Origin of the sequence: Streptomyces sp. SCSIO ZS0520, assembly GCF_025643355.1 — a bacterium.
Taxonomy (GTDB): domain Bacteria; phylum Actinomycetota; class Actinomycetes; order Streptomycetales; family Streptomycetaceae; genus Streptomyces; species Streptomyces physcomitrii.
Genome location: NZ_CP092644.1, coordinates 1,700,339 through 1,721,683 on the forward strand (window position 1 = coordinate 1,700,339; position 21,345 = coordinate 1,721,683).

The window sequence follows — 21,345 nt, forward strand, 5'->3', positions numbered from 1 at the left end:
GTTGCCTCTCCGCAGCTCTAAGAGTGCCATGCCGAGGGGTGACGGCCCGCATCGGCATGGGGCGGTGAGGCGCGCCGCACACGGGACGAGCGGCGGATACGGGCGGCGGGCGCCCCGCACAGCGGCGATGGGCCCGGTGTGTCAGCCGATGTCCGGTACCTCCGGCCACAGCAGCGGCGAGGCCCCGGCCGGGAGGTCAGACGGCCACCGGCTCCGCCGCCAGGTTCTCGATGGTGCGGCGGGCGCCCGGGCCGAGCAGCGGCGACCAGCTGCCCGGGGCCTCGCCGAGCCACCGGGCGAGCAGGGCGGCGAAACCGGGCACCCGGCGGGCCAGCTCCACCAGGCCCCGGTCGAGCCGGGCGGCGCCCTGCGGACTCCGGGCCATCCGCAGCCCCGTACGGTGCACCAGCTCGCGGGTGGCCGGATCGCCGCGGTCCTCGGCGTTCTCGGCGAGGGCGCCGAGCAGCCGGACCAGGACCTCGGGGTCGTGCTCGCCCTCGATCAGGAGCTCCAGGAGCTCCGCGCGCAGGGCGCGTGAGGCGGCGGTGCCGTGCCGGCCGGCCGTCGCGGCGATCTCGGCCCGCACCTCGGCGGGCTCCTCCCGGAGCACCTCGGTGACCAGGGGCAGCAGCACCGAGCGCGCCACGTCGCCCTGCTCCAGGCGCTGTTCGAGGTAGGCGGCCATCGCGGGCGCCAGCTCGGGGCGGCGCCGCAGGACCTCCCGGACGAGGGTGGCGACCCGGCGCGAGGAGGCGGGCGAGGTCACCTCGGCGAGCGTGGTGAGCAGTTCGGCGGCCTCCGTCCGGCCGCCGGTGCGCAGCAGCCGGGTGCGGCAGGCGGCGAGCACCGCCTCCGGGTCGGTGGGCAGCGCGAGCAGCAGGGCCTCGAAGGGCAGCCGGGCCTGGCCGGTGGCGAAGTGCCGCAGCGCCTCGGGCAGATACCGGCCGCGGGTCAGCGGGTCGCGGACGAGCAGGGCGAGGGCGCTGCCGTGCAGGGTGCAGTCGCCGCTGCGCTCCAGGAGGGCGAGCGCGGCGAGGCGCAGCAGCTCGCGGTCGGCGTCCAGGCGGGCGTGCCGGGCCACCAGGGTGCCGTAGGCGGACGCGGCGACCTGGCGGGCCGGGCGCTCGTCGTGCGCCCAGCGGTCGACGGCGCGGCACAGGGCGGAGGGCTCCTCCTGGGCGAGGGTGGCGAGCAGTTCGTCCGCGCGGACGTGGGCGCAGTCCACCAGCGCCTCGACCAGCTCGTCCAGGGCGAGCCCGCGGTGGGTGTGCAGCAGGGCCTGGGCCGCGGCGGCGACGGTGGCGGCCGGGGTGGCGGCGAGCTTGCGTTCGTCGCTGAACCAGTCGGTGAGCCTGCGCTGGCGGGAGACGGGTTCGGCGCGCAGCAGGGCGGCGACGGCGTCCAGGTAGCGGGTGTCGCTGCCGGGCGCGCCGTCCGCGACGACCAGGCGGCGCAGCAGGTCGAAGCGCTCCTCCTCGGGCAGCGCGAGACCGGCCCAGAACCCGGGCCCGAAGTCGCCGGGCGCCCGGCGGCCCTCGGTGCGCCAGACCACCACCCGGCCCGCGAGCATCCGCAGCACGCTCAGATAGGGGCGGGCGTCCGGGGAGCGGGTCAGCGCCTCGGCGAGCAGCCGCGCGGACCACCAGACGGCGTCGCCCGCCCCCGCCTCGCCGTGCTCGCCGACCTGGGTCAGCTCGTCGGTGGCCTCGATCAACTCCGCGAGGTGGGCGCCGAGTCGGGCCGGGCCGCGCTCCCGGGCGAGCAGCAGCATGGCCTGCACCACGGGTCCGATCCGGTGCCGGGGCAGCGGGAGCGGGCGCCCCGGCAGCGGGGGCCGCCTGCGCTGGCTCCGGCGTCTGCGCTGCTGCGGTACGGCGGGCCTGGGGGCGGGGGCCTCCTCCGGCCGGGTGCGGCGGGTGTGGACCAGGGCCCGCAGGGCGGCGTCCAGGTCGAGGTGGGTGCCCTGGATCCAGTCGCCGACCTCCTCGTCGGCGAAGCGGTAGCCCGCCCCCGCCGGGACGAACAGGCCCTCGGCGAGGACGGCGGCGGCCCAGCCGGTGGACCAGGGGAACAGCTCCTCGAAGCCGGCCCGGTCCAGCTCGCCCTGCCCGGGGGCCAGGCACCGGCGGGCGGCCTCGTGCACCTGCCCGGAGACGCGGGCGGCGAGCCGGGCCACCGCGCGGCCCCCGGTGGGCTGCTGCCGCTGCGCGAGCCGGGCCGCGATCCGCAGGCAGACCAGGTCGAGGTGGGCGCCGAGGATCTCCTCGCCGGTGGGTCTGCCGGGCGCCTGTCCCGGCATGGCCCGGCGTACGTCGGCGAGCAGCCGCAGGGTGAGCGGATGGCGTGCCCCGGCCGGGTCGAGGGCCGAGGCGTCCAGCCCGTGCAGGGCGCGCAGCCGGCTCGCCTCGGTCTCGGTGAGCGGGCCGAGCCGTACGCAGGCGGGCAGTTGCTCGGTGCCCCGGCCGTACAGCTGCCGGGCCGGGAAGTGCGCACCGGCCTGCTCCCAGTGCTCGGCGCGGCAGGCGACGACGAGTTGGGCGCCGGTGTCGCGGAGCCAGCCGGAGCCGGCCGCGCTCCAGTCGGCGAGCCGCTGCGCCAGGGCGGCCGGCATCTCCTCGGGCCCGTCGAGCAGGAGCAGCAGCGGGCGCCCGGCGTCGCGGGCGAGCCGGGCCACCCGGTCCGGCGAGATGTCCCCGAAGGCGATCTGGTGCCCGGTCGGCCCGGTCAGCCCCTCGGGGGCGCGCTCGGCCTCGGTCGCGCGGGCGGCGGCGCGGGGCCGCGCTCTGCCCTGGCCCTCCTCCCGGCCGCCCGGGGCGCCGGTGCGCGCCGTCCGGCCCGGGGCTGCGGAAGCCGTCGGTTCGGTGCCGCCCGGGGCGGTCGCGGCCCGGAGGGCGCCGCGCTCCTGGGGTCCCGTACCGGTGGTGCCCGGGTGGTCGGACTCCGCCCCGGGAGCCGGGGACGCGGCCGCTGCGGCGGAGGCGGCGAGGATGCGTGCCGCCCGGTTCAGCGCGCGGGCGACCGCCTCCGCGATCGACTCGTCGTCGGCGCGCAGATCGGCGCCGCGCAGCCACAGGGTGGGGCCCGGGCCGCTGCCGCCGGCGCGCTGCGCGGCGAGGGCGGCCAGCTCGGTCGTACGTCCGCTGCCGGGGGCGCCGACCAGACCGAGGACGGCGCGGTCACCGGCCAGGAAGTCCCGGAACTCCTGTGCCACCAGAGGGCGTTCGACATGCAGCGGGCAGGGGCGGGGGCCGTCCGAGCCGGTGGCCGTGGCGGTCAGCTGGAGGACGCCCGCGAGATTGAGGTCGGCGCCGAAGCCGGGCACGGTGGCCGCGTTGCGGGCGAGCAGCCGCGCGATGGGTCCGCCCGGTTCGCCCGCGGCCGCGTCCCGCAGGGTGACCGCGAAGCCCGCGGCGCCGTGACCGGCCTGCAGGGCGCTGCCGAGGACGGCGAGCACCGAGCCGGTGGCGGCGTCCAGGACCGGGCCCCCGGCGGCGTGCCCGCCGAGGCGGAGCGCGTCGCTGCCCTCGGTGCCGACGGCCAGTTCGACGGCGCCGGTGACCAGGTGGAAGCGGTCGGTGGAGGTGTAGGTGACCGGGGCCCGCCCCAACACCCGGGCCTCGCGCCAGCCCTCGGCGGCGATCCGGACGTAGGAGCCCGCCGGGATGCTGTCGCGCACGGTCACCGGGAGCGGGGGCAGGCCGAGGCCCTCGGTGCGGATGAGGGCGAGGTCGGAGCCCGGGACCTCGGTGACGGCCTCCGGTGTCACCACGCAGACGCGGTCGCCGGGGGCGTGCAGCACCAGCCGGGGCAGTCCGTCGACCGCCTCGTGGCTGGTGAGCACGGTGCCGTCGGCGTCCGCGGCGAAGCCCATGCCGCGGACCCGCCCCGCCAGGTCGCAGATCCGCACCAGGACCCCGCCGAGATCGCTCTCCTCGGCCGTCCGCGCGTCCCGTTCCGCCATATGTCCTCCCCGCCGTGCGCCCCCGATGTCCTCGACGGTAGGCGGCGGATGATCAGCGGGACAGGGGTCCGGGCGAACGCGCCCCCGGCGCTCCCCCGGTTCACTCCGAGCGCCTGCACGATGGGGTGAACGGGCAGCTCAACGGGGTTGCCGCCGGCCGCGGCGGGCAGACGGCGGCCACCGGTTCAGGAGAAGACGGCGAGGCTCTTGGCCTTGCCCTTCAACTCCTCGACCAGGACCAGGAATTGGCCCTCGGGCCCGAAGACGGCGACCGGTCCGCGGCCCGCGTAGCTCTCCGGCATGTCCAGCCGGACGCCGTGGCCGAGGAGTTCGGCGCGGCGGGCGTCGACGTCCCAGCGCGGGAAGGCGGCGGCCGCGGCCTCGGCGACCGGCATCACGGTCAGCTCCTCCTGGAGGGCGTCCAGGGTGCGCGCCGCCTCGAGGCGGTAGGGCCCGACCCGGGTGCGCCGCAGCGCCGTGAGGTGCCCGCCGGTGCCGAGCGCCGCGCCGAGGTCGCGGGCGAGCGCGCGGATGTACGTACCCGAGGAGCAGGTCACCGACACGACGAGGTCGGTGACCGGGGTGCCGTCCTCGGCGCGGGCCTCGCGCAGGTCGTGGACGAGGAAGGAGGAGACGGTCACCGGACGGGCCGGGATCTCGAACTCCTCGCCCTCGCGGGCCCGCTTGTAGGAGCGCTTGCCGTCGATCTTGATGGCGCTGACCTTGGACGGGACCTGCATCAGCTCCCCGGTCAGCTTCGCCACCTCTGCGTCCACCGCGTCGCGGGCGATCCCGGAGGCGTCCGCGGCGGAGGTGATCTCCCCCTCGGCGTCGTCGGTGACCGTGTCCTGGCCGAGCCTGATGGTGCCCAGGTACTCCTTCTCGGTCAGCGCGAGGTGGCCGAGGAGCTTGGTGGCCCGCTCCACGCCGAGGACCAGCACGCCGGTCGCCATCGGGTCGAGGGTGCCCGCGTGCCCGACGCGGCGGGTGCGGGCGATGCCGCGCATCTTGGCCACGACGTCGTGCGAGGTGAAGCCCGACGGCTTGTCGACGATGACAAGGCCGTCGGGCGTCCTGGTGGTCTGCTGCCTCATGAAGAGCTGTCGCCGTCCCCGTCGTCGGTGGCGGCACCGTCCTCGGCGTCCTCGTCACCGGGCTTGCGGTACGGGTCCGCCTCCCCCGCGTACCGGGCTCCGGCGGAGGCCTCGCGGACCTTCTCGTCGGAGGCCCGGGCCTTGTCGAGGAGGTCCTCGATGGTGCGGGCGTTGTCCGGCAGCGCGTCGGCGACGAAGGCGAGGGTCGGCGTGAACTTCACCCCGGCCGCCTTGCCCACCTCGCTGCGCAGCACGCCCTTGGCGCTCTCCAGGCCTGCCGCGGCGGCGGCCCGCTCCTCGTCGTCCCCGTACACGGTGTAGAAGACGGTCGCCTCCCGCAGGTCACCGGTCACCCGGGTGTCCGTGATGGTCACATGCGATCCGAGCCGAGGGTCCTTGATGCCCCGCTGGAGCTTGTTGGCCACCACCTCCCGGATGAGGTCCGCCAGCCTCTTCGCCCGCGCGTTGTCGGCCACTGGTCCGTCTCCCTCTTCTTTCCTGGGTCTTCGACCGGGTGGCTCGCGCCCGCCCCGGTCTCCGGCCGAGCGGCCGGTTCAGTCGTCCTCGCCGTGGAAGCGCCGCCGCACGGACAGCAGTTCCACCTCCGGGCGCCCCGCGACAAGTCGCTCGCACCGGTCGAGTACCTCGGTCAGGTGCCCGGCGTCGCCGGACACCGCGGCAAGGCCGATCACGGCCCTGCGGTGCAGATCCATGTGGTCGACCTCGGCCGCGCTCACCGCGTACTTGCGGATGAGTTCGGCGACGATCGGGCGGACCACGGAACGCTTCTCCTTCAGCGACCGTACGTCGCCGAGCAGCAGATCGAAGGACAGAGTCCCCACATACATAGAAGCCCGGATGACCCGCCGGTACGGGATCGGCGCCCTGCCTTCCTCGGCAGGGACAGCCAAACCGTACACGCAGCGGCCGGGGCCGATCGACGGAGTTTCCTCCCCGCCGACCGGCCCCGGACCGCTTCACGCAGCACACTTCCGGACGCCGCCCCGGACCGGGCCGCCACGAGGGCGGACCGTGTCCCGGGCGGTGTGCCCGGCCGCGTCAGACGCGCGGCTTCTCGCGCATCTCGTACGTCGCGATGACGTCGTCGACCTTGATGTCGTTGAAGTTTCCGAGGTTGATACCGCCCTCGAAGCCTTCCCGGATCTCGGTGACGTCGTCCTTGAAGCGGCGCAGGCCCTCGATGTTGAGGTTCTCCGCGATGACCTTGCCGTCGCGGACCAGGCGGGCCTTGGTGTTCCGCTTGACCTCGCCGGAGCGGATGAGCACACCCGCGATGTTGCCCAGCTTGGACGACTTGAAGACCTCGCGGATCTCCGCCGTGCCGAGCTCGACCTCCTCGTACTCCGGCTTGAGCATGCCCTTGAGGGCCGCCTCGATCTCCTCGATCGCCTGGTAGATGACCGAGTAGTACCGGACGTCCACACCCTCGCGCTCGGCCATCTGCGTGGCACGCCCGGCGGCGCGCACGTTGAAGCCGATGACGATGGCGTCGGAGCCCATGGCCAGGTCGATGTCCGACTCGGTGACCGCACCGACACCGCGGTGCAGGACCCTGATGTCGACCTCTTCGCCGACGTCCAGCTGGAGCAGCGAGGACTCCAGGGCCTCGACCGAACCGGAGGCGTCGCCCTTGATGATGAGGTTGAGCTGCTGGACCTCGCCCGCCTTGAGCACCTTGTCCAGGTCCTCCAGGGACACCCGGCGGGTGCGCTTGGCGAACGCGGCGTTGCGCTCACGGGCGGCACGCTTCTCGGCGATCTGACGGGCCGTACGGTCCTCGTCGACGACGATGAAGTTGTCGCCGGCGCCCGGGACGTTGGTCAGACCCAGGACCTGGACCGGGGTGGAAGGACCGGCCTCCTCGACGTTGTTGCCGAGGTCGTCGAGCATGGCGCGGACCCGGCCGTAGGCGTCGCCGACGACCATGGTCTCGCCGACCCGCAGGGTGCCGCGCTGGACCAGGACGGTCGCGGTGGCACCGCGGCCCTTGTCCAGGTGGGCCTCGATCGCGATGCCCTGCGCGTCCTGCTCCGGGTTGGCCCGCAGGTCGAGCGAGGCGTCCGCGGTCAGGACGACGGCCTCCAGGAGGCTGTCGATGTGCAGACCCTGCTTGGCGGAGATGTCGACGAACATGGTCTCGCCGCCGTACTCCTCGGCCACCAGGCCGAACTCGGTCAGCTGACCGCGCACCTTGGTCGGGTCGGCGCCCTCGACGTCGATCTTGTTGACCGCGACCACGATCGGCACCTCGGCCGCCTTGGCGTGGTTCAGGGCCTCGATCGTCTGCGGCATCACACCGTCGTTGGCCGCCACCACGAGGATCGCGATGTCGGTCGACTTGGCACCGCGGGCACGCATGGCGGTGAACGCCTCGTGACCCGGGGTGTCGATGAAGGTGATCTTCCGCTCTTCCGCGTTGACCTCGGTCGTGACCTGGTAGGCACCGATGTGCTGGGTGATGCCGCCGGCCTCGCCCGCGATGACGTTGGTCTTGCGGATGGCGTCGAGCAGGCGGGTCTTGCCGTGGTCGACGTGACCCATGACGGTCACCACCGGCGGACGGGAGACCAGCGCGGCCTCGCCGCCCTCGTCCTCGCCGAACTCCAGGTCGAAGGACTCGAGAAGCTCGCGGTCCTCCTCCTCGGGGCTGACGATCTGGACGGTGTAGTTCATCTCGGACGCCAGCATCTCCAGCGTGTCGTCCGTGACGGACTGGGTCGCCGTGACCATCTCGCCGAGGTTCATCATCACCGCGACCAGCGAGGCCGGGTTGGCGTTGATCTTCTCGGCGAAGTCGGTGAGCGAGGCACCGCGCGACAGGCGAATGGTCTCGCCGTTGCCGCGGGGCAGCATCACACCGCCGACCGACGGGGCCTGCATGGCCTCGTACTCCTGGCGCCTCTGCCGCTTCGACTTGCGGCCGCGCCGCGCCGGACCGCCGGGACGGCCGAAGGCGCCCTGCGTGCCACCGCGGCCACCGGGACCGCCGGGACGGCCGCCGAAGCCGGGACGGCCACCGCCGCCGCCGAAGCCGCCGCCACCACCGGGACGACCGGCGAAACCGCCGCCGCCACCGGGACGACCGGCACCGCCGCCGCCACCGGGACGGCCGGCGAAGCCGCCACCGCCGCCGGGACGACCGCCACCGCCGCCCGGACGGCCACCGCCGCCGGGACCGCGACCGCCACCGGGACCGCCGCCGGGGCGGGGACCGGCAGCCGGACGCTGCGGCATCATGCCGGGGTTCGGACGGCCGGGACCGCCGGGGGCGCCGCCGGGACGCGGGGCCTGCGGGCGGGGCATGCCGCCCGGGGTCGGACGACCGGCACCGGGGCCGGCCTGCGGACGGGGCGCACCCTGGCCGCCCTGGCCCTGCGGGCGGGGGGCTCCACCGGGAGCACCCTGGCCGCCGGGACGCGGGGCACCGCCGGGACGGGGCGCCTGCGGGCGCGCCATGCCGGTGGATCCGCCGGAGGTGAAGGGGTTGTTGCCCGGACGGGGACCCGCGGGGCGGGCACCGCCGGGACGCGGGGCCTGGCCGCCCGGACGGGCACCCTGGCCACCGGGACGCGGGGCACCGCCGGAGGCGGGACGCTCACCGCGGCCGGGCGCCTGGCCCTGACCGCCGCCCTGGCCGGGAGCGGCCGGACGGGCACCGGGCTTCGGCGCACCGGGACGGGCGCCCGGACGGGCACCTGCCGCGGGACCGGAGGACGGCGCGGCGGGCGGAGCCGTGAACTCCGGGGCACCGGCCGAGGCGGCCGGTGCGGCCGCCGCGGGCTTGGGCGCCGCGGGCGGCTTGGGACCCGGCGTCGGCCGGGGGCCGGGGGCCGGCTTCTCGGCCGCCGCGGGCTTGGGCGCTGCCGCCGGCTTCGGGGCAGCGGGACGGGCCGCCTGCGCCGGGGAGGGCGCGGCGGGCGTCGGGGTGCTGTCCGCGCGCTTGGCGGCGGGCGCGGAGGTCTTGCGGGGGGCGGGCTTGCCGGACTTGCCGGAACCGCTGCCCTGCTCGAATGCGTCAGTCAGTTTGCGTACGACAGGCGCCTCGATCGTCGAGGACGCCGAACGGACGAATTCACCGAGTTCTTGGAGCTTGGCCATGACGACCTTGCTCTCCACGCCGAACTCCTTGGCGAGTTCGTATACCCGGACCTTAGCCACTTCGCTCCTTTTAGGTCCGGGTTACGCCGGACCGTCGCTACTTCATGGGCGTACTCATCGCGTACTCATCGAGTGCTCATCGCAATCTCGACCTACTTCCGACTCGCGAGGTACCGGACCGCACAGGGGATTCCGTACGGCACGTCGTGCGGTGTAGCCGGTCAGCCACCGTCTTCGGCGGCCGAGCGGCTGCTGTCCTCGATGTCCCGGCGGAGGGCCGCGGTGTCGAGCGGCCCCTTGACCCTGAAGGCCCGGGGGAACGCCCGGCGACGGATCGCCGAGTCGAGACAGACCGGGGCGGGGTGCACATACGCGCCCCGGCCGGGCAGCGTACCGCGATGATCGGGGACGCATTGCTCCCCGCTCAGCACGATCCGCAGCAGATCGCTCTTGGCCGCTCGCTCCCGGCACCCCAGACAGGTGCGCTCGGGGCATGCCCGGGCGTGCGTCCGGCCAGACATCGTTAAGTCTACCTCCTGGGACCGACCCCACCCGATCGGGGGAAGAATCGAACGGGTGTCTGCGGCAACATGACCGGATCTCTGCGATCCGGGGGCACGATACGGCGCCGGGGCGCCCCGCCGCCCGGAATTACCCGGCGTCCTCCGGGGCCGCCGCCTGCTCGGTGTCCGGCCGGATGTCGATGCGCCAGCCGGTCAGCCGCGCGGCGAGGCGGGCGTTCTGGCCCTCCTTGCCGATGGCGAGGGACAGCTGGTAGTCCGGCACCGTCACCCGGGCGGAACGCGCCGCGAGGTCGACGATCTCGACCTTGGAGACCCGGGCCGGGGAGAGCGCGTTGGCCACCATGTCGGCCGGGTCCTCGGACCAGTCGACGATGTCGATCTTCTCACCGTTCAACTCGGCCATGACATTGCGCACCCGCCCGCCCATCGGGCCGATGCAGGCGCCCTTGGCGTTCAGCCCGGAGCGCACCGAGCGCACCGCGATCTTGGTGCGGTGGCCCGCCTCGCGCGCGATGGCGGAGATCTCGACGGAGCCGTCGGCGATCTCCGGCACCTCCAGCGCGAAGAGCTTCTTCACCAGGTTCGGGTGGGTCCGCGAGAGCGTCACCGAGGGCCCGCGCACCCCCTTGGCCACCCGGACGACGTACGAGCGCAGCCGCATGCCGTGCTGGTAGTCCTCGCCGGGGACCTGCTCCTGCACGGGCAGGATGGCCTCCAGCTTGCCGATGTCGACCAGGATGTTCTTCGGGTCGCGGCCCTGCTGCACCACGCCGGTGACGATGTCGCCCTCCCGGCCCGCGTACTCGCCGAGGGTGGCGTCGTCCTCGGCGTCGCGCAGCCGCTGCAGGATGACCTGCTTGGCGGTGGTCGCGGCGATGCGGCCGAAGCCGGAGGGGGTGTCGTCGAACTCGCGGGGCTCCTGGCCCTCTTCGAGCTCCTCGCTCTCCTCCTTGGCCCAGACCGTCACATGCCCGGTGCTGCGGTTGAGCTCCACGCGGGCGCGCCGGCGGCTGCCCTCGGTCCGGTGGTAGGCGATCAGGAGGGCCGATTCGATCGCCTCGACCAGCAGGTCGAAGGAGATCTCCTTCTCCCGGACCAAGCCCCTCAAAGCACTCATGTCGATATCCACGGCTACGCCTCCTCTGCCTCTGCGTCCCCGGCGCCGGTGGCGCCCGCTGCGCTGCTGCTCTTGCGGTTGAACTCGATCTCCACGCGCGCCTTGGCGATCTCCTCGAAGGCGAGCCTGCGGGCGGTGGGCCTGCGGCCCTTGACGCCGGGCACCTCCAGGTCGAGGCCGTCCCGGTCCGCCGTGAGGATCCGGGCGGTCAGCTCGCCGCCCTCGGCCAGCTGGAACTTCACCAGGCGCCCGGTCGCGCGGACGTAGTGCCGGTGCTCGGTCAGCGGGCGGTCGGCCCCGGGGGAGGTCACTTCCAGGACGTACTCGCCCTGTCCCATGGCGTCGTCCGCGTCGAGCCGGTCGGAGATCTCACGGCTCAGCTCGGCGCAGGTGTCCAGGAGCACGCCCTCGTCGGAGTCGACCACGATGCGCAGCACACGCCGCTTTCCCGCCGGGGTCACCGTGATCTCCTCGAGATCCAGGTCCTTGGAGGTGACGAGGGGCTCCAGGAGTTCCCGCAGCCTCTCGCTCTGGGTGGTGCTCATCCGGGTGACTCCTCGGCCGCGTGTGCTGTTGTGGGAAGGTCGCGTGTCGGTCAAGGGTATCGGTTCGCCGGGGGTGTCGCGGCCATCCTCCGGGCGGCTTCGGCCGCTCGGGCGGGTGTCGCCGGATGGACGAGCCGATGGCGGTGGCGGCGCGAATCCGACGGTACGGTGATCACGCAATCACACCAGCAGCAGTCCGCTGTGCGAACTCCCGAGGACGTACGCCGTGCCGCACCCCGAGTCGTCACCCGCCCGTCCCGGGCAGCCCTCAGCCGCCGGCCCCGGACCGGGGCGAAGGTCCCTCCTCGTCTGCGCGGGCGGCACGGGCCTGCTGCTGCTCGCGGGCTGCTCCACCGGATCCGGTACGGAAAAGGGCCGCGCGGCCGACGCCGACCAGCGCGCCCGCGCCCGCGCGGCACGCGACAGCGCCCTCCTCCTCGACCAGTACGACGCGGTGATCGCCGCCCATCCGCAGCTGACCGCCCGGCTCACCCCGCTGCGCACCGAGGTCGCCCGCCATGTGACCGCCTTCGGCGGCGGCGCGCACGCGGGCGCCGAGGCCGCGACCCCGCGCCCGTCCGCCGCGATGGGCTCCCCTTCCCCGGGAGCCGACGTACCGGAGAAGGAGGCCGACGCGCTCGCCTTCCTCGCGCGGAACGAGAAGACCCTCACCGAGCGCAGGGAGGCCGCGCTGACCGCCGCCCCCGGCGAGACCGCCCGGCTGCTCGCCTCGGTGGCGGCCTGCGGCGCCGTCCACACGTACTTCCTGACGACACGTACTTCCTGACGACCCGCGCCTCCTGACGCGCGACGGACTTCTTCCTGACGAAGGGACGGTGACCCCCATGGCGCCTCGTGACGGGCTTGTCGGCGAAGGGCCGGTGATCGCGGCGCGCGCCTCGGCGGGCGGGACGAAGGCGGCGGACGGGAAGGCCGGGACGGCGGACCGGAGGGCGCGGGCGGTCGCGGACGACAAGGCCGAGCAGGCCCGGCTGCGCGCCGTGCAGGCCGCGCTCGCCGCCGAGCACGCGGCGGTGTACGGCTACGGCGTCGTCGGCGGACGCATCGGCAAGGACGGCAAGGCGCAGGCCCGCGAGGGCTACGAGGCCCATCGCGCCCGGCGGGACGCGCTGCGCCGCAGCGTGCGCGACCTGGGCGCCGCGCCCCGACCGGCCGCCGCCGGGTACGCGCTGCCCTTCCCGGTCACCGACGCGGCCGCGGCCCGGCGGCTCGCCGCGGAGCTGGAGGACCGGGTGGCCGCCGTCTACTCGGACCTGGTGCGCGCCGTTCCCGGCGAGGAGCGCAAGGAGGCGGCGCGCGCGCTGCGCGAGGCAGCGGTGCGGGCAGCGCGCTGGCGGGACGGGAGCGTAGCCTTCCCTGGTCTCTCCGAGCAGCCGGCGAAGAAGGTGTCGGACGGCACCGCGGCCGCCGGGCAGGCGCCGCAGACGTAGGACCGCCGGGCGGCGGCAGGGGAAGGAACGACTCGCGCATGGCTTTCGCACCGCCGCAGCGCCTCGTCAGAGCACTGGGCGAGACACCGGCCTCCGGGGCCGGGGAGATCGCCGACTGGCTCCACCGCCTGCCCGAACTGGCCGAACAGGCCGTCGCCGCACGGGAGTCGACCGCCGAGCGGGTACAGGTGCCGGGCGGCCGCAGCAGCCTGGTGGTCTTCGTCCGCCGGGCCGACGGCTCCCCCGCCGTCCTGAAGCTGGCGCCCCCGCGCGCCCGCCCCGAGGCGGAACGCGCCGCCCTCGCCCACTGGGGCGGTCTCGGCGCGGTACGGCTCCTCGACGACGGCCCGGGCGACGGGGAGAACGGCGCCCTGCTCCTGGAGCGGCTGCACCCCGATGTGTCGGTACGGACCCTGCCCGAGGCCAAGTCGATGCTGGAGGCGGCGGGCACCCTGCGCCGGCTGTGGGTGCCGCCGCCCGAGGGGCACCGCTTCGAGACGGTGGCCGCGCGCACCGGGCGGCAGGCCGAGGCCATGGCGGCGGACGCCCGTACGGATCCCGTCCTCGCCCCGCTGGTGGACGCCGCGCTGGGCGCCCGGGAGGAACTGCTCACCGCCCCGCCGCTGGAGCACCTGCTGCACGGCACCTTCCGGCAGAGCAAGGTACTCGGCGCCGAACGCTCCCCCTGGCTCGCGGTCGGCCCCGACCCGGTGGTCGGCGAGTGCGCCTTCGACCTGGCCCGGCTGGTCCGCGACCGGGTGGAGGACCTGATCGCCTCGCCCTCGGGCCCCGCGACCACCCGGCGCCGGGTCAAGCGGCTCGCCGAATCCCTGGAGGTCGACCAGGAGCGGCTGCGGGGCTGGACCCTGTTCCGCGCGGTGGAGTCGGGGGTGCGGGCACGGCGGGTGGGGCGGGAGCAGGACAGTGAGTTGTTGCTGGAGTTCGCGGGGTGGTTGTGAGTGCGGGGTGGTTGTGAGTTGGGGGTGCGGGGGCCGGGGGGTCCGAAGGCGGGGAGGTGCGGGGGCGGCTGACGGGGGGCAGTCGACAGCCAGCGGCCGACAGGTGACTGATGGCAGATAACAGATGACAGATTTCACTATCTGTCATCCGTCATCTGCTATCCGTCAGCTGTCCCCTGTCAATCGCGTCACCTTCCCCCGCAACCCCAACCCGCGCCCTCCGTCCCCCACCCCACCTCAAGCAGTAAGCCGCCCCACGGCCTCCTCCACCGTCAGCTCCTCCCGCTCCCCCGTACGGCGGTCCTTGAGCTCGACGATGCCCTCGGCGGAGCGGCGCCCGGCGACCAGGATGGTGGGCACACCGATCAGTTCGGCGTCGGTGAACTTCACGCCGGGCGAGACCCCCGCGCGGTCGTCGACCAGGACGCGCAGCCCGGCCGCGCCGAGCCGTTCGCCGACCTCCAGGGCGAGTTCGGTCTGCAGCGCCTTGCCCGCGGCGACCACGTGCACCTCGGCCGGGGCCACCTCGCGGGGCCAGCACAGGCCCTGCCCGTCGGCGCTCTGCTCGGCGAGTGCGGCGACCGCGCGCGAGACGCCGATGCCGTACGAGCCCATGGTGACCCGGACCGGCTTGCCCTCCTTGCCGAGGACGTCGAGCTGGAAGGTGTCGGCGTACTTGCGGCCGAGCTGGAAGATGTGGCCGATCTCGATGGCGCGGTCGAGGACGAGGCCGGTGCCGCACTTGGGGCAGGGGTCGCCCTCCTCGACGACGACCACGTCCAGGTACTCGTCCACCTCGAAGTCCCGGCCCGCGACGACGTTCTTCGCGTGCTTGCCCTCCTTGTTGGCACCGGTGATCCAGGCGGTGCCGGGGGCGACGCGCGGGTCGGCGAGGTAGCGGACCTTCTCCAGGCCCTGCGGTCCGACATAGCCGCGCACCAGGTCCTCGCGGCCCACGAAGTCCTCGGCGGTGACCAGTTCGACCTCGGCGGGCGCCAGGTGCTCGCCGAGCTTGCCGAGGTCGACCTCGCGGTTACCGGGCACGCCGACGGCGACGATCTCCCCGTCCACCTTGACCAGGAGGTTCTTCAGGGTCGCCGCGGCGGGCACCCCGAGGTGCTCGGCCAGCGTCTCGATGGTCGGGGTGTCCGGGGTGTCCAGCTCCTCGACCGCGCCGTGCTCGCCCTCGACCGGGGTCAGCGCGAAGGTGACGGCCTCGGTGTTGGCGGCGTAGTCGCAGTGCGGGCAGTCGGCGAAGGTGTCCTCACCGGCGGCCGCGGGGGCCAGGAACTCCTCGGAGGCGGAGCCGCCCATCGCGCCGGAGACCGCGGAGACGATGCGGTAGTCGAGGCCGAGGCGGGCGAAGATCTTCTGGTAGGCCTCGCGGTGCAGGCGGTAGGACTCCTCGAGCCCCTCGTCGCTGACGTCGAAGGAGTACGAGTCCTTCATCTGGAACTCGCGGCCGCGCAGCACCCCGGAGCGGGGGCGGGCCTCGTCGCGGTACTTGGTCTGGATCTGGTAGAGCATCACCGGCAGGTCCTTGTAGGACGTGCACTGGTCCTTGACCACGAGGGTGAAGATCTCCTCGTGGGTGGGGCCGAGCAGATAGTCGGCGCCCTTGCGGTCCTGGAGGCGGAAGAGCAGGTCGCCGTACTCCTCCCAGCGGCCGGACTCCTGGTAGGGCTCCTTGGGCAGCAGGGCCGGGAGCAGCACCTCCTGGGCGCCGATGGCGTCCATCTCCTCGCGCACGATGCGGGAGATGTTGTCCAGGACCCTCTTGCCGAGCGGCAGCCAGCTCCAGATGCCGGCGGAGGTCCGGCGCACGTAGCCCGCGCGGACGAGCAGCTTGTGGCTCAGCGTCTCGGCGTCCGCCGGGTCGTCGCGCAGCGTCTTGATCATCAACCGGGACATGCGCTGGACCTGGGCCATGGTGAACTCCTGCTACGAAAGGGTGATGGCGAGAGGTTAGCCGGGCGGCGGGGGCCGGTGGAAATCCATAACCCGCCCGCCGTACGCCCGGTGGTCCCGCCCTCGCGCCTCAGGGCCTGCGCAGCGGCAGTGGCGCGCCCATCACGGCGTACGGCCGGGGCGCGCTCGGGAAGTGCACCCGCCGGGCGAGGTCCTGGTAGCCGAGGGAGCGGTACAGGGCGCGGGCCGGGCTCTCGACGTCGATGGCGGAGAGGATCGAGCGGGGTTCGTCCGCGGTGTCGGTGATCCGGGTGATCAGCGCCCGTCCGGCGCCCCGCTTCTGGTGGCCGGGGTGGACGTGCAGCTCGGTGATGACGAAGGAGTGGTCGAGCCAGCCCTGGTGGCCCTGGGTGCCGAGGTAGGGCTCGACGACGGTGGACCACCAGTGCAGGCGGTCGTTGGGCATCCCGTAGACGAAGCCGACCAGGGTGCCGTCCTCGGTGGTGGCGCCGAGGGCGCGGGCGCCGGGGAAGGTGAGGTGGCGCAGCACGATCTGCCGCCGCACATTGACCTCTTCCGGGCCGAGCCCGAAGGCCTCGGCCTGGACCGCGAGCGCCTCGTCCACGCGGGCGGCGAGGTCCAGCGGTCCGATGAGGATGTCGGAGGGCCGTCCGGGTGTGCAGATGCGCAGCATGCCGGGGAGACTACCCCGCCAAAACCCTGGCCAGCAGGGGTTTCGCCGGGGCCGGGGGCACCGCCGGCCGCGCCCGTGGGAGCCGGGTCAGAAGAGCACGCTCATGAAGGAGCCGGTCTCCTGGAAGCCGGTCCTGCGGTAGGTGGCGCGGGCGGCCTCGTTGAAGTCGTTGACGTAGAGGCTGACCACCGGGGAGACCTCGGCGAGGGCGTAGCGCAGCACGGCGGCCATGCCGGGGGCGGCGAGGCCCTTGCCGCGGTGTTCGGGGGCCACCCATACGCCCTGGATCTGGCAGGCCTGCGGGGTGGCGGCGCCGATCTCGGCCTTGAAGAGGACCTGGCCGTCCTCGTCGATCCGGGCGAAGGAGCGTCCGGCGCCCACGAGTTCGGCGACCCGGGCCTGGTAGAGCAGTCCGCCGTCCCCGGCCAGCGGGGAGACGCCGACCTCCTCGGTGAACATGGCCACGCAGGCGGGCATGATCGTCTCCATCTCGTCCTTGCGGATGCGCCGGACGTACGGATCGGGCTCGACCTCGGTGGGCAGCCGGTCGGTGACCATCAGGGGCTGGTGGGCGCGGACCTCGCGGGCCGGTCCCCAGTTGGGTTCGAGGTGCTTCCACAGCAGGGCGGTGGGCTCGGCGGGGCCGACGATCGAGGAGCAGCGGCGGCCGGCCCTGCGGGCCCGGTCGGCGAAGGCGCGCACCGCCTGGGGGGTGGCGCAGATGGGGACCAGGTTGGCGCCCGCGTAGCACAGCGAGACCAGCATGCCGTCCTCGTACCAGCCCCACATCTCGCCGCCGAGGCGCCAGGGGTCGAGGCCCGCGACATGGACCCGGGACGCCACGAAGGCGTTGGCCACCGGCTCGCGGTCGAGTATCGCGAGGGCGGCGTCGAGGTCGCCCGGGTCGAGGACCCGGGTGGCGGTCTGCGTCAACACGTGCGGAGCGGCCTCACCAATACGGTTGCTGGTCTTGGCACTGTACCCGCCGGAAAACCCCGGTGCCGCCCCGATCGGCGGGCGGCCCGGTCCGGACCGCCCGGGGCGGGTCAGCTGACGGAGACCTCGGGTTCGCCGGAGGGGATGCCGTCGGCTTCCATCTGCTCGGCGATCTTCATGGCCTCCTCGATCAGGGTCTCCACGATCTTCGACTCCGGGACGGTCGCGATGACCTCGCCCTTCACGAAGATCTGCCCCTTGCCGTTGCCCGAGGCCACCCCGAGATCCGCCTCACGCGCCTCACCGGGACCGTTGACCACACAGCCCATGACCGCCACCCGCAAGGGAACCTCCATCCCGGTCAGACCGGCGGTCACCTCCTCGGCCAGCTTGTACACATCCACCTGCGCCCGCCCGCACGAAGGACACGAGACGATCTCCAGACCCCGCTGCTTGAGGTTCAGCGACTCCAGGATCTGCAGACCGACCTTCACCTCCTCCGCCGGAGGCGCCGACAACGACACTCGCAGCGTGTCCCCGATCCCCTCACTGAGCAGCGCACCGAAGGCCACCGCCGACTTGATCGTGCCCTGGAACGCCGGGCCCGCCTCGGTCACCCCGAGGTGCAGGGGGTAGTCGCAGGCCTCGGCGAGCTGCCGGTAGGCGTTGACCATCACCACCGGGTCGTTGTGCTTGACCGAGATCTTGATGTCGTGGAAACCGTGCTCCTCGAACAGCGAGGCCTCCCACAGCGCCGACTCCACCAGCGCCTCGGGGGTGGCCTTGCCGTACTTCTGCAGCAGCCGGCGGTCCAGCGAACCGGCGTTGACGCCGATACGGATCGGGGTCCCGGCGTCACCGGCGGCCTTGGCGATCTCCTTGACCTTGTCGTCGAACTGCTTGATGTTGCCGGGGTTCACACGCACCGCGGCGCAGCCGGCGTCGATGGCGGAGAAGACGTACTTGGGCTGGAAGTGGATGTCCGCGATCACCGGGATCTGCGACTTTCTGGCGATGGTGGCCAGCGCGTCCGCGTCGTCCTGGGTGGGGCAGGCCACCCGTACGATCTGGCAGCCCGAGGCGGTCAGCTCCGCGATCTGCTGGAGCGTGGCCCCGATGTCGGAGGTACGGGTCGTGGTCATCGACTGGACCGAGACGGGAGCGTCCCCGCCCACCGCCACGGTGCCCACCTGGATCTGGCGGCTCTTGCGCCGCTCGGCCAGCCTGGTCGGAACGGACGGAATACCGAGAGAAACCGCGGTCATGTGCTGTGCAACCCCAAGGTCTGGATCGAGGTCCCGCATCAGCGGGCTGCGGCCTCCGAGATTACCCGCTGCGCGGGCCCCGGCGAGCAGCCGCAGGGGCCCGGCGCGCGGGGGTACGGGTCAGGAGATGCGGACCGGGTTCACCAGGTCGGCGATGAGCACCAGGATCGTGAAGCAGATGAAGATGCCCGCGACCACATAGGCGACCGGCATGAGCTTCGCCACGTCGAAGGGGCCCGGGTCGGGCCGCTTGAAGACGCGTGCCGTGTGGCGGCGCACGGCCTCCCAGAGGGCGCCCGCGATATGGCCGCCGTCCAGCGGCAGCAGCGGGAGCATGTTGAACAGGAAGAGCGAGAGGTTGAAGCCCGCGACCAGGAACAGCATCATCGCGATCTGGTTCTGCGGCGGGATGTCCAGGGTGAAGACCTCGCCGCCGACGCGGGCGGCGCCCACCACGCCCATCGGGGAGTCCTGTTCGCGGTCTCCGTCGCCGAAGGCCGCGTCCCACAGGGCGGGGATCTTGGAGGGCAGCGCTATCAGCGACTCGACGCCGTTCTCCATCATGTCGCCCATGCGGTCCACGGAGTCCCCGAAGCCCTGCTGGACGATGCCGGAGGCGGGCGTGAAGCCGAGGAAGCCCGCGTAGACGTACTTGCCCTCGACATAGCCGCCGTTGCCGTCGGTCTTGCTCACCTGGTTGCGGATCAGGTGGGCCTGGAGCACCTGCTGCCTGCCGTCGCGCTCGACGGTGAGGGTGACGTCCTTGCCGGGGTTGGCGCGGATCTCGTCCTGGAGGGTGCCCCAGTCGTCGACCTTGCGCCCGTCGAAGGCGACGATCTTGTCGCCCGCCTCCAGACCGGCGGCCTTGGCGGGGGCGGCGGCGTCGCCCTTCTGGCAGGTGGTGCGGTTCTCGCTCTGCTCGATGACGCAGTCGGAGACCTTGCCGACCGAGGTGGTCTGGGTCTGCACCCCGAAGGTCATCATCACGCCGAGGAAGATCGCGACGGCGAGCACCAGGTTCATGAAGGGGCCCGCGAACATCACGATCACGCGCTTCCAGGGCTTGCGCGTGTAGAACAGGCGGCTCTCGTCGCCGGGCTTCAGCTCCTCGAACGCGGCCGAGCGGGCGTCCTCGATCATGCCGCGCCAGGGCGAGGTGGAGCGGGCCTCCATCCGGCCGTCGGGCCCCGGCGGGAACATGCCGATCATGCGGATGTAGCCGCCGAGCGGGATGGCCTTGACGCCGTACTCGGTGTCACCCTTCTTGCGGGAGAAGACCGTCGGCCCGAAGCCGACCATGTACTGCGGCACCCGGATCCCGAACATCTTCGCCGTCGACAGGTGCCCCAGCTCGTGCCAGGCGATGGAGACGAGCAGGCCGATCGCGAAGACGACTATCCCGAGGATCATCATCAGTGCCGTCATACGTGGTCCTCAGCAATCGCCTGCTCGGTCAGTTCGCGGGCCCGGGCCCGCGCCCAGGTCTCCGCTTCGAGGACGTCCCGGACGGTCAGGGAGGTTCCCGCGGCCGGTGCGCCGTGCTCGGCGACGACCTCGGTGACAGTCTCCATGATGCCGTTGAACGGCAGTGAGCCCTTCAGGAAGGCGTCCACGCACTCCTCGTTCGCCGCGTTGAACACCGCGGGTGCGGTGCCCCCCAGGGAGCCTACGTGCCGGGCGAGACCGACCGCGGGGAAGGCCTCGGTGTCCAGCGGGAAGAACTCCCAGGTGGAGGCGCGGCTCCAGTCGAAGGCGGGGGCGGCGTCGGGCACCCGCTGGGGCCAGCCGAGGCCGATGGCGATGGGGCCGCGCATATCGGGCGGGGTGGCCTGGGCGAGCGTGGAGCCGTCGGTGAACTCGACCATGGAGTGGACGTACGACTGCGGGTGGACGACCACCTCGATCCGCTCGAAGGGGATGTCGTAGAGCAGGTGCGCCTCGATGACCTCCAGGCCCTTGTTGACCAGGGTCGCGGAGTTGACGGTGATGACCGGGCCCATCGCCCAGGTCGGGTGGGCGAGCGCGTCCTTCGGGGTGACATCGGCGAGTTCGGCCTTGCTGCGCCCGCGGAAGGGGCCCCCGGAGGCGGTGACCACGAGCTTGCGCACATCGGCGCGGGTCCCGGCGGCCAGCGCCTGGAAGAGGGCGGCGTGCTCGGAGTCCACGGGGATGATCTGGCCGGGCTTGGCGAGGGCCTTGACCAGCGGCCCGCCGACGATCAGGGATTCCTTGTTGGCGAGCGCGAGGGTGCGGCCCGCCTCCAGGGCGGCCAGGGTCGGCGCGAGGCCGATGGAGCCGGTGATGCCGTTGAGCACCGTGTGGCAGGCGGAGGCGGCGAGTTCGGTGGCCGCCTCGGGCCCGGCGAGGATCTCGGGCAGCGGCTGACCGGCGTACCGCGCGGACAGCGCCTCGCGCAGCGCGGGTACGGCCTCCTCGCGGGCGACGGCGACGGTGCGCACCCGCAGCCGGTGGGCCTGCTCGGCGAGCAGGTCGACCCTGCCGCCCGCGGCCGAGAGCCCGGTGACCCGGAAGAGGTCGGGATTGCGCAGCACGAGGTCGATGGCCTGGGTGCCGATCGAGCCGGTCGAGCCGAGGATGACGATGTCCCGGTGTCCGTCGACGGGGTCGTAGACGAGATGCGGGTCCGCGAGTGAGGCAGGGCTGTCGCTCATGTCTCCATTGTGGCCGGTGGGTCGGCGCGCGGGGACAGCGCTCCCTGGGATGTCACCCTTTCCTGACATTCGGCGGCGGAGCTTCAGCCGGGTCCCGCGC

The 21,345-nt window shown here is 73.5% G+C and carries 17 protein-coding genes; 3 read left to right on the forward strand and 14 right to left on the reverse strand.

Annotation, left to right across the window (positions count from 1 at the left end):
• Nucleotides 1–196 precede the first annotated feature (196 nt).
• From MID12_RS05705 to rimP, 8 genes are all read right to left on the reverse strand, one after another.
• The gene (locus tag MID12_RS05705; protein WP_263165235.1) at nucleotides 197–3,961 is read right to left on the reverse strand and encodes a trypsin-like peptidase domain-containing protein; all 3,765 of its coding nucleotides are present in this window, start codon (nucleotides 3,959–3,961) and stop codon (nucleotides 197–199) included.
• A 185-nt stretch (nucleotides 3,962–4,146) separates the two neighbouring features.
• Complete coding sequence (truB, locus tag MID12_RS05710) at nucleotides 4,147–5,055, reverse strand: tRNA pseudouridine(55) synthase TruB (protein ID WP_263165236.1); 909 nt, start codon at nucleotides 5,053–5,055, stop codon at nucleotides 4,147–4,149.
• A complete protein-coding gene (gene rbfA / locus MID12_RS05715; RefSeq protein WP_040247642.1) occupies nucleotides 5,052–5,531 on the reverse strand; it encodes a 30S ribosome-binding factor RbfA in 480 nt (159 codons plus the stop codon). Before rbfA ends, truB begins: the two co-directional genes overlap by 4 nt.
• A 78-nt stretch (nucleotides 5,532–5,609) precedes the next feature.
• Nucleotides 5,610–5,903 (reverse strand): DUF503 domain-containing protein, encoded by a 294-nt coding sequence (locus tag MID12_RS05720; protein WP_040247645.1) that lies wholly within the window; start codon nucleotides 5,901–5,903, stop codon nucleotides 5,610–5,612.
• Nucleotides 5,904–6,114: 211 nt separating this feature from the next.
• On the reverse strand, nucleotides 6,115–9,234 hold the full coding sequence (gene infB / locus MID12_RS05725; protein WP_263165239.1) for a translation initiation factor IF-2: 3,120 nt from the start codon (nucleotides 9,232–9,234) through the stop codon (nucleotides 6,115–6,117).
• Between the two features lie 161 nt (nucleotides 9,235–9,395).
• On the reverse strand, nucleotides 9,396–9,695 hold the full coding sequence (locus tag MID12_RS05730) for a YlxR family protein (protein ID WP_040247651.1): 300 nt from the start codon (nucleotides 9,693–9,695) through the stop codon (nucleotides 9,396–9,398).
• A gap of 130 nt (nucleotides 9,696–9,825) precedes the next feature.
• Nucleotides 9,826–10,827 (reverse strand): transcription termination factor NusA, encoded by a 1,002-nt coding sequence (nusA, locus tag MID12_RS05735; protein WP_040247653.1) that lies wholly within the window; start codon nucleotides 10,825–10,827, stop codon nucleotides 9,826–9,828.
• A gap of 2 nt (nucleotides 10,828–10,829) precedes the next feature.
• Nucleotides 10,830–11,360: a ribosome maturation factor RimP gene (gene rimP / locus MID12_RS05740; RefSeq protein WP_040247654.1), complete on the reverse strand. Its 531-nt coding sequence runs from the start codon at nucleotides 11,358–11,360 to the stop codon at nucleotides 10,830–10,832.
• Between the two features lie 226 nt (nucleotides 11,361–11,586).
• Here rimP and MID12_RS05745 point away from each other — a divergent pair, with 226 nt between their 5' ends.
• The 3 genes from MID12_RS05745 (at nucleotide 11,587) to MID12_RS05755 (ending at nucleotide 13,770) form a co-directional block, all read left to right on the forward strand.
• Complete coding sequence (locus tag MID12_RS05745) at nucleotides 11,587–12,147, forward strand: hypothetical protein (RefSeq protein WP_263165243.1); 561 nt, start codon at nucleotides 11,587–11,589, stop codon at nucleotides 12,145–12,147.
• Nucleotides 12,148–12,352: 205 nt separating this feature from the next.
• Nucleotides 12,353–12,811, forward strand: coding sequence for a DUF4439 domain-containing protein (locus tag MID12_RS05750; RefSeq protein ID WP_040256428.1), 459 nt, complete (start codon nucleotides 12,353–12,355; stop codon nucleotides 12,809–12,811).
• Nucleotides 12,812–12,849: 38 nt separating this feature from the next.
• The gene (locus MID12_RS05755) at nucleotides 12,850–13,770 is read left to right on the forward strand and encodes an aminoglycoside phosphotransferase family protein (RefSeq protein WP_040247656.1); all 921 of its coding nucleotides are present in this window, start codon (nucleotides 12,850–12,852) and stop codon (nucleotides 13,768–13,770) included.
• 237 nt (nucleotides 13,771–14,007) lie between these two features.
• Here MID12_RS05755 and MID12_RS05760 read toward each other — a convergent pair whose 3' ends face one another.
• From MID12_RS05760 to dxr, 6 genes are all read right to left on the reverse strand, one after another.
• Nucleotides 14,008–15,699, reverse strand: a complete 1,692-nt coding sequence (locus MID12_RS05760) for a proline--tRNA ligase (protein ID WP_263165245.1) — start codon at nucleotides 15,697–15,699, stop codon at nucleotides 14,008–14,010.
• A 109-nt stretch (nucleotides 15,700–15,808) separates the two neighbouring features.
• Complete coding sequence (locus MID12_RS05765) at nucleotides 15,809–16,372, reverse strand: GNAT family N-acetyltransferase (protein WP_040247660.1); 564 nt, start codon at nucleotides 16,370–16,372, stop codon at nucleotides 15,809–15,811.
• 87 nt (nucleotides 16,373–16,459) lie between these two features.
• A complete protein-coding gene (locus MID12_RS05770) occupies nucleotides 16,460–17,308 on the reverse strand; it encodes a GNAT family N-acetyltransferase (protein ID WP_040247662.1) in 849 nt (282 codons plus the stop codon).
• Between the two features lie 110 nt (nucleotides 17,309–17,418).
• Nucleotides 17,419–18,573 (reverse strand): flavodoxin-dependent (E)-4-hydroxy-3-methylbut-2-enyl-diphosphate synthase, encoded by a 1,155-nt coding sequence (gene ispG / locus MID12_RS05775; RefSeq protein ID WP_078844776.1) that lies wholly within the window; start codon nucleotides 18,571–18,573, stop codon nucleotides 17,419–17,421.
• A gap of 120 nt (nucleotides 18,574–18,693) precedes the next feature.
• Nucleotides 18,694–19,998, reverse strand: a complete 1,305-nt coding sequence (locus MID12_RS05780) for a M50 family metallopeptidase (protein ID WP_040247664.1) — start codon at nucleotides 19,996–19,998, stop codon at nucleotides 18,694–18,696.
• Nucleotides 19,995–21,245 (reverse strand): 1-deoxy-D-xylulose-5-phosphate reductoisomerase, encoded by a 1,251-nt coding sequence (gene dxr / locus MID12_RS05785; RefSeq protein WP_040247668.1) that lies wholly within the window; start codon nucleotides 21,243–21,245, stop codon nucleotides 19,995–19,997. Before dxr ends, MID12_RS05780 begins: the two co-directional genes overlap by 4 nt.
• Between the last annotated feature and the right edge of the window lie 100 nt (nucleotides 21,246–21,345).

What these genes read in the sequence shown, in the direction of transcription:
- MID12_RS05765 (WP_040247660.1), bottom strand. Translation starts at nt 16,372, where the DNA reads ATGCTGCGCATCTGCACACCCGGACGGCCCTCCGACATCCTCATCGGA.
- MID12_RS05755 (WP_040247656.1), top strand. Translation starts at nt 12,850, where the DNA reads ATGGCTTTCGCACCGCCGCAGCGCCTCGTCAGAGCACTGGGCGAGACA.
- MID12_RS05760 (WP_263165245.1), bottom strand. Translation starts at nt 15,699, where the DNA reads ATGGCCCAGGTCCAGCGCATGTCCCGGTTGATGATCAAGACGCTGCGC.
- MID12_RS05705 (WP_263165235.1), bottom strand. Translation starts at nt 3,961, where the DNA reads ATGGCGGAACGGGACGCGCGGACGGCCGAGGAGAGCGATCTCGGCGGG.
- MID12_RS05730 (WP_040247651.1), bottom strand. Translation starts at nt 9,695, where the DNA reads ATGTCTGGCCGGACGCACGCCCGGGCATGCCCCGAGCGCACCTGTCTG.
- rimP (WP_040247654.1), bottom strand. Translation starts at nt 11,360, where the DNA reads ATGAGCACCACCCAGAGCGAGAGGCTGCGGGAACTCCTGGAGCCCCTC.
- truB (WP_263165236.1), bottom strand. Translation starts at nt 5,055, where the DNA reads ATGAGGCAGCAGACCACCAGGACGCCCGACGGCCTTGTCATCGTCGAC.
- ispG (WP_078844776.1), bottom strand. Translation starts at nt 18,573, where the DNA reads ATGACCGCGGTTTCTCTCGGTATTCCGTCCGTTCCGACCAGGCTGGCC.
- MID12_RS05720 (WP_040247645.1), bottom strand. Translation starts at nt 5,903, where the DNA reads ATGTATGTGGGGACTCTGTCCTTCGATCTGCTGCTCGGCGACGTACGG.
- dxr (WP_040247668.1), bottom strand. Translation starts at nt 21,245, where the DNA reads ATGAGCGACAGCCCTGCCTCACTCGCGGACCCGCATCTCGTCTACGAC.
- MID12_RS05780 (WP_040247664.1), bottom strand. Translation starts at nt 19,998, where the DNA reads ATGACGGCACTGATGATGATCCTCGGGATAGTCGTCTTCGCGATCGGC.